General features: G+C 70.5%; 7 protein-coding genes. 1 reads left to right on the top strand and 6 read right to left on the bottom strand.

The window, feature by feature from the left end:
• Window positions 1-672: 672 nt before the first annotated feature.
• The 6 genes from rdgB to G011_RS0128525 all read right to left on the bottom strand — a co-directional run bounded on the left by rdgB (window position 673) and on the right by G011_RS0128525 (window position 5,002).
• On the bottom strand, window positions 673-1,278 hold the full coding sequence (gene rdgB, locus G011_RS0128550) for an RdgB/HAM1 family non-canonical purine NTP pyrophosphatase (RefSeq protein WP_019611460.1): 606 nt from the start codon (window positions 1,276-1,278) through the stop codon (window positions 673-675).
• A gap of 56 nt (window positions 1,279-1,334) precedes the next feature.
• Window positions 1,335-2,054 (bottom strand): ribonuclease PH, encoded by a 720-nt coding sequence (rph, locus tag G011_RS0128545; protein ID WP_013151440.1) that lies wholly within the window; start codon window positions 2,052-2,054, stop codon window positions 1,335-1,337.
• Between the two features lie 84 nt (window positions 2,055-2,138).
• Window positions 2,139-2,891 carry an MBL fold metallo-hydrolase gene (locus G011_RS0128540; RefSeq protein WP_026338757.1) on the bottom strand — a complete coding sequence of 251 codons (753 nt, stop codon included), beginning with the start codon at window positions 2,889-2,891 and terminating at the stop codon, window positions 2,139-2,141.
• A 347-nt stretch (window positions 2,892-3,238) separates the two neighbouring features.
• On the bottom strand, window positions 3,239-4,186 hold the full coding sequence (locus tag G011_RS0128535) for a PLP-dependent cysteine synthase family protein (RefSeq protein WP_013151438.1): 948 nt from the start codon (window positions 4,184-4,186) through the stop codon (window positions 3,239-3,241).
• Window positions 4,187-4,193: 7 nt separating this feature from the next.
• Window positions 4,194-4,472, bottom strand: coding sequence for a MoaD/ThiS family protein (locus G011_RS0128530; RefSeq protein WP_013151437.1), 279 nt, complete (start codon window positions 4,470-4,472; stop codon window positions 4,194-4,196).
• Window positions 4,473-4,567: 95 nt separating this feature from the next.
• Window positions 4,568-5,002, bottom strand: coding sequence for a Mov34/MPN/PAD-1 family protein (locus G011_RS0128525; protein WP_013151436.1), 435 nt, complete (start codon window positions 5,000-5,002; stop codon window positions 4,568-4,570).
• Window positions 5,003-5,135: 133 nt separating this feature from the next.
• On the opposite strand from G011_RS0128525, the gene G011_RS0128520 reads away from it, so the two are divergent.
• Window positions 5,136-6,437 (top strand): nicotinate phosphoribosyltransferase, encoded by a 1,302-nt coding sequence (locus tag G011_RS0128520; protein WP_019611457.1) that lies wholly within the window; start codon window positions 5,136-5,138, stop codon window positions 6,435-6,437.
• Window positions 6,438-6,539: the final 102 nt, after the last annotated feature.

The following is a 6,539-nucleotide window of genomic DNA, read 5'->3' as shown; positions in this document are numbered from 1 at the left end:
CCCCGGAAGGGTCCGTGCGGGCGGGTAAACCTAGAAGTAATCCTGACCAACCGGGTTACCCCGGCTAATCAAAGGAACCTCCGCACACGAACCGGATGGTTCTGTGTGACGGGGCCAAAACAAACATGGCTTAAAGAAAATCAAACACGCGCTGTTGAGTTCTCAAGAAACAACCGCTCTTCGCTTACAAGCTGCTGTGAGCTTTTCCGCCGAAGGCGTTGTGCGTTTCCGCTTTGTTGTGTCTTTACTTTATCAGGTGTTCCGCGCCCCGCCAAATCGGCGGTTTTTGCGGAATTGCACCGGACTAAGAAGACCAGTTCCTCTTTCGAGGCAACTCCCCGAGCCTACACGCTCCGAGCACATGCTCGAACCATCGAAGCTTGGAGAGAAGGTCAGGACAGCGGCCCGGTTCCGAGTCGACCCCGTGGGGTGTCTCGCCGTCCCGCAGCGACCCGATCGAGTTTAGGCAACCTCAGCGGCGGCGTCAAATCCGCCTGGACTCGGAGGGGACTCCAGTCCGGGGCCTGGTCGTTCGTCGGCTTGCTTGTCGTCTGACACAGACCCTTCCCGGGTCCCGCGGGGCCAAACATGGGAGGACGGGATTTTCTGTCCCCGGGGCGGGACCGCCCCGGGGACGGGGACCGACATGGCCCCCGGAACACGTCCGGGACCTCAGAGGATGTCCGCCAGCTCCCGGGCGAGCTTGCGGAAGGCGATCCCCCGGTGGCTGATCGCGTTCTTCTCCTCCGGGGACAGCTCCGCCGTGGTGCGGCTCTCCCCCTCGGGGACGAACACCGGGTCGTACCCGAAGCCGTTCTCCCCGCGGCGCTCGCGCACCAGGCGGCCGCGCAGCACGCCCTCGGCGACCGCCTCGGTCCCGTCCGGCATCACCAGCACCGCCGCGCACACGAACGCGGCGCCCCTGCGCTCGGCCGGGGTGTCGGCCATCTGGTCCAGGACCAGGTCCAGGTTGGCCCGGTCCTGGTCGCCCGCGCCGAAGCGGCCCGCCCAGCGCGCGGACAGCACTCCGGGCATCCCGCGCAGTTCGTCCACGGCGATGCCGGAGTCGTCGGCGACGGCGGGCAGCCCGGTGTGCGCGGCGATGGCCCGCGCCTTGAGCAGCGCGTTGCCCAGGAAGGACGCCTCGGTCTCGGGCACCTCCGGTGCGTCCGGGAAGGCGTCGAGGGAGAGCACCTCCGCTTCCACCCCGGCGTCGGCCAGGATGGCCCGCATCTCCGGGACCTTCTTCGCGTTGCGCGTGGCCAGGACGATCTTCACGGTTCCCCCTCCCCGGGGCGCACCGCCGGTACGGGCACGGGCCCGTGGGGTGGCGGTCACTCCGACAGTGCCTTCTTCTGGATCGCGGTCAGTTCCCCGCAGCCGGAGACCGCGAGGTCGAGCAGCTGGTTGAGCAGGTCCCGGTCGAAGGGGGCGCCCTCGGCGGTGCCCTGCACCTCGATGAACTTGCCGTCGCCGGTGATGACGACGTTCATGTCGGTGTCGGCGACCGAGTCCTCCAGGTAGTTCAGGTCCAGCCGGGGCTGGCCCTGGACCACGCCGACGCTGACCGCGGCCAGGGAGCCCGTCAACGGGTTGTTCTTGAGCTTGCGGCGCTTGCGCAGCCACTTCATCGCGTCGGCCAGCGCCACGTACGCGCCGGTGATCGCGGCGGTGCGGGTGCCTCCGTCGGCCTGGAGCACGTCGCAGTCCAGCGTGATGGTGTGCTCGCCCATCGCCTTGAAGTCCACGACGGCGCGCAGGGAGCGGCCGACCAGGCGGGAGATCTCGTGGGTGCGGCCGCCGATCTTGCCGCGGACCGACTCTCGGGAGCCCCGGGTGTCGGTGGATCGGGGCAGCATCGCGTACTCGGCGGTGACCCACCCCTCGCCGGTGCCCCGACGCCAGCGCGGGACGCCGTCCTCGACGCTGGCGGCGCACAGCACGCGGGTGTCCCCGAACTCGACGAGTACGGAGCCTTCCGCGTGGCGGAGCCAGTTGCGGGTGATGGTCACAGGGCGGAGTTGGGTCGGAACGCGTCCGTCAGGTCGGGCCATGGACAAGAGCGTATATCCGTGGAGTGCCCCGCGGTGCTGGAGTGCGCAACCGCGCGGCCTGGCCTGCCCCGGCCCCGTCCCCGGTCAGCCGCCGACTTCGTGCACCTGGCCGCTGCGGGCCAGGCCGATGGGCCCGTCGTAGGTGGAGCGCGCCTCGGTGAGGGTGACGTCGTCGTCGTTCCACGGCACCAGGTGGGTCAGCAGCAGGCTGCGGGCGCGGGCCCGGCTGGCGTGCTCTCCCGCCTCGCTGCCCGTCAGGTGCATGTCCTTGGGGTGGTCGAGGTGGTCCTGGAAGGCGGCCTCGCACAGGAACAGGTCGGTGTCGGCGGCCAGGTCCACCAGGGAGTCACACACCCCGGTGTCACCGGAGTAGGCCATGGACGCGCCGCCGTGCTCCAGGCGGATACCGAAGGCCTCCACCGGGTGGTTGACGTGGTCGACACGGGCCTGGAAGGGGCCGATCCGGAACGGCCCGGGGGAGAGTTCGTGAAACTCGAACACCTCGGTCATACCCGGGTCGGGCTCCAGACCGTAGGCCTCGGCCATCCGCCGGGCCACCCCTCCGGGCCCGTAGACCGGGATGCGGGGCTTGGCGCCGCCCGGGTGGTACGCCCTGGCCACCCAGTACGAGCACAGGTCGAAGCAGTGGTCCGCGTGCAGGTGGCTCAGGTAGACGGCGTCGACGGAGTAGATGTCGACGTGCCGCTGGAGAGCTCCGAGCGCGCCGTTGCCCATGTCGAGCAGGAGGCGGTAGCCGTCCGCTTCGAGCATGTAGGAGGAAGCCGGGCTGTCCGGCCCGGGGAAGCTCCCCGAGGACCCGATAATCGTGAGTCGCACGTCGTCGTCGCCTTCTCGATGGGCCGCGCGGCGTCCGTGGCACTCCCGCCGAGAGACTGTGCGGAGTGCGGATGGCGGCTGGTTCTGCGGATGTCCCGTTGTTACGGGTGTACCCCAATGCCCGCCCGGGTGGTACAAAATGTGGCCCGCGTCTCACGCGACCTCGATCACGTGTGAATTTTTCACACCGCTTGACGACGTATGTCTTGTTTGTTCGGGGCGTGTTTCCCCGGTGTTCAGAACGGCGCGGAGGCCGGCACCCGAAGGTGCCGGCCTCCGCCGGGCCCGGGCCGCCGCTTCCGGAGGGGTCGAGGCGGGTGCCGGGCGGGTCGTGCAGACCCTGGAACCTAGGCCCAGAGCTGGCCGTCGAGGCGCTCCTCGGCCTCCTCCAGCGTGCCCTCGTAGGCGCCGGTGGACAGGTACTTCCACCCGGCGTCGGCGATGACGAACGCGATGTCGGCGCTCTCCCCCGCCTTCTCGGCCTTGCGGGCCATGCCCAGCGCGGCGTGCAGGGCGCCGCCGGTGGAGACGCCCGCGAAGATGCCCTCCTTGTCCAGGAGTTCCCGGGTCCGCCTGAGGGCGGCTTCGGAGGGCACGGAGAAGCGGGTGGTGAGCACCGACTCGTCGTAGAGCTCGGGCACGAACCCCTCGTCGAGGTTGCGCAGCCCGTACACCAGCTCGCCGTACCGGGGCTCGGCCGCCACGATCTGCACACCGGGCCGGTGTTCGCGAAGGTAGCGGCCCACGCCCATGAGGGTGCCGGTGGTGCCCAGCCCCGCCACGAAGTGGGTGATCCCCGGCAGGTCGGCGAGGATCTCGGGCCCGGTGGTCTCGTAGTGGGCCCGGGCGTTGGCCGGGTTGCCGTACTGGTACAGCATCACCCAGTCGGGGTGGGCCGCGGCCATCTCCTTGGCGACGCGGACGGCCTCGTTGGAGCCGCCCGCGGCGTCGGAGAAGTGGACCTCGGCACCCCACATGGCCAGCAGCTGCTTGCGCTCGGCGGAGGTGTTCTCCGGCATGACGCAGACCATGCGGTAGCCGCGCAGCTTGGCGACCATGGCCAGCGAGATGCCGGTGTTCCCCGACGTCGGCTCCAGGATGGTGCACCCCGGGGAGAGCAGCCCGTCCTTCTCGGCCTGTTCGATCATGAAGAACGCGGCGCGGTCCTTGATCGAGCCGGTGGGGTTGCGGTCCTCCAGTTTCGCCCAGAGCCGGACCTGCGGCGAGGGCGAGAGCCGGGGCAGGCCGACGAGCGGCGTGCCGCCGAGGGAGTCGAGCAGGGAGTCGTAGCGCATGTGCGGCCTAGCGGCTTCCGCCGGCCACGGCCGGCAGGATCGTCACGTTGTCGCCGTCGGAGAGCTTGGCCTCCAGACCCCCGACGAAGCGCACGTCCTCGTCGTTGAGGTAGACGTTGATGAAGCGGCGCAGCTTGCCATCGTCCACCAGGCGTCCGGCGATGCCGGGGTGTCGGCTGTCCAGGTCGGCGAACAGCTCGCCGAGGGTGTCGCCGGACCCCTCGACGACCTTGGCGTCGCCGGTCAGGTTGCGCAGGATGGTCGGGATGCGGACCTCGATGGCCATGAGGGTTTCTCCGTTAGCGGTCGTTGGTGTGCGTTCATTGCCAACAGGGGGCGCGCGGTGCCCATTCCTGGGCGTCGCCCGGTGTGGTGTGGAACCTACGGGGCGGTCGCGGCGCCGTCGCCGGGACCGGTGACCTCCACCGGTTCCTCGGTGACCTGGCCGTCGATGATCCGGTAGGAGCGGAACTCGACGGTGTCGGGCTCGCGCGTGGACACGAGCACGTAGTGGGCGCCCGGCTCGGACGCGTAGGAGACGTCGGTGCGCGAGGGGTAGGCCTCGGTCGCGGTGTGGGAGTGGTAGATCACGACGGGTTCCTCGTCGCGGTCGTCCATCTCCCGCCAGACCTTGAGCTGTTCGAGGGAGTCGAACCGGTAGAAGGTCGGCGACCGTTCGGCGTTGACCATCTCGACGAGGCGTTCGGGGCTGTCGGAGCCCTCCGGTCCGGCCACGACGCCGCACGCCTCGTCCGGGTGGTCGCGGCGGGCGTGTGCGACGATCCTGTCGTAGATCGCGCGATCAATCCTCAGCATGTTCCCCAGAGTACCTACATCCGGTTCCCTACCAACCAAATGGGTATTGTTGGCGAACGCCGAGGCTACGGCGGCCCGGTGCTGGTGGGGGCGACCTCCTCCGTCCCACCCGGCACAGATTAGGCTCGTGCGCATGAGCGAGGACAGCAGCAGCGCGCTGCTCACCGACCACTACGAACTGACGATGCTCCAGGGGGCGCTGCACAGCGGCGCCGCAGCCCGCCACTCGGTGTTCGAGATGTTCGCCCGGCGGCTGCCGGAGGGACGCAGGTACGGGGTCGTGGCCGGAACGGGCCGCTTCCTGGAGCTGCTGGAGCGGTTCCGCTTCGGCACGGAGGAACTCGACTTCCTGTCCGACAACGGGGTCGTGGACGAGCGCACCGTGGAGTGGCTGGCCGACTACCGGTTCTCGGGCAACGTGTGGGGCTACGGCGAGGGCGAGGCGTACTTCCCCGGCTCGCCGATCCTGGTGGTGGAGGCCTCCTTCGCCGAGGCCGTGCTCCTGGAGACGCTGGCCCTGTCGGTGTACAACCACGACAGCGCGATCGCCTCGGCCGCGACGCGGATGGCGGTGGCGGCGGGCGGTCGGCCGCTGATCGAGATGGGCTCGCGGCGCACGCACGAGCGGTCCGCGGTCGCCGCGGCCCGCGCCGCCTACGTCGCGGGGTTCTCCACCTCCTCCAACCTGGAGGCCGGGCGCTCCCACGGCGTGCCGACCGGCGGAACGGCGGCGCACGCGTTCACGCTGCTGCACGACAGCGAGCGGCACGCGTTCAAGGCGCAGCTGGAGTCCCTGGGCGAGGGGACGACGCTGCTGGTGGACACCTACGACGTGGAGCGCGCGGTGCGCACCGCCGTGGAGCTGGCCGGACCCGGGCTGGGCGCGGTGCGGATCGACTCGGGCGACCTGGCCGCCCATGCCGGGCGCGTGCGGGCGCAGCTGGACTGCCTGGGCGCGACGGACACCCGCATCGTGGTGACCGGGGACCTGGACGAGCACTCCATCCAGGCCCTGGCGGTGGCGCCGGTGGACGGCTACGGGGTGGGCACCTCCCTGGTGACCGGCTCGGGCGCGCCGACGGTGTCCCTGGTGTACAAGCTGGTCGCGCGGGCGCGCGGTCTGGAGGAGGACGCCCCGCTGGAGCCGGTGGCCAAGCGCTCGGTGGGCAAGCCGAGCCGGGGCGGGCGCAAGTGGGCGGTGCGGCGGCTGGACGACAAGGGGACGGCCGTGTCCGAGGAGATCTACCCCCACCCGCCGTCCTCACAGGTGGGAACGCGCCCGCTGCTGCGGCCCCTGGTCGCCGACGGCGTGGTGGTGGGCCACGAGAGCGTGCACGAGGCCCGGGAGCGGCACCGGGCGGCGGTGGCGGAACTGCCCGAGGAGGCCTTGCGCATGTCGCGCGGCGAGGCCGCGCTGCCGACGGTGTTCCACTAGAGGATGGTGCGTGAGGGCCCGCGCGCCGGCGGACGGCCGTCCGGGTGATCTCCGACACGGTGGTCAGCGCGGGTGGGGCCGACGGCGGTACACGGGCCCGGG

The organism is Nocardiopsis sp. CNS-639 (assembly GCF_000381685.1).
Classification (GTDB): domain Bacteria; phylum Actinomycetota; class Actinomycetes; order Streptosporangiales; family Streptosporangiaceae; genus Nocardiopsis; species Nocardiopsis dassonvillei.
The sequence above is the reverse complement of the archived record's forward strand: the minus strand, read 5'-3'. Positions and strand labels throughout refer to the sequence as shown.

Coding starts and splice junctions, on each gene's coding strand:
- rph (WP_013151440.1), bottom strand. CDS start 2,054: ATGGCCCGACCTGACGGACGCGTTCCGACCCAACTCCGCCCTGTGACC.
- G011_RS0128535 (WP_013151438.1), bottom strand. CDS start 4,186: ATGCGCTACGACTCCCTGCTCGACTCCCTCGGCGGCACGCCGCTCGTC.
- G011_RS0128530 (WP_013151437.1), bottom strand. CDS start 4,472: ATGGCCATCGAGGTCCGCATCCCGACCATCCTGCGCAACCTGACCGGC.
- G011_RS0128525 (WP_013151436.1), bottom strand. CDS start 5,002: ATGCTGAGGATTGATCGCGCGATCTACGACAGGATCGTCGCACACGCC.
- G011_RS0128520 (WP_019611457.1), top strand. CDS start 5,136: ATGAGCGAGGACAGCAGCAGCGCGCTGCTCACCGACCACTACGAACTG.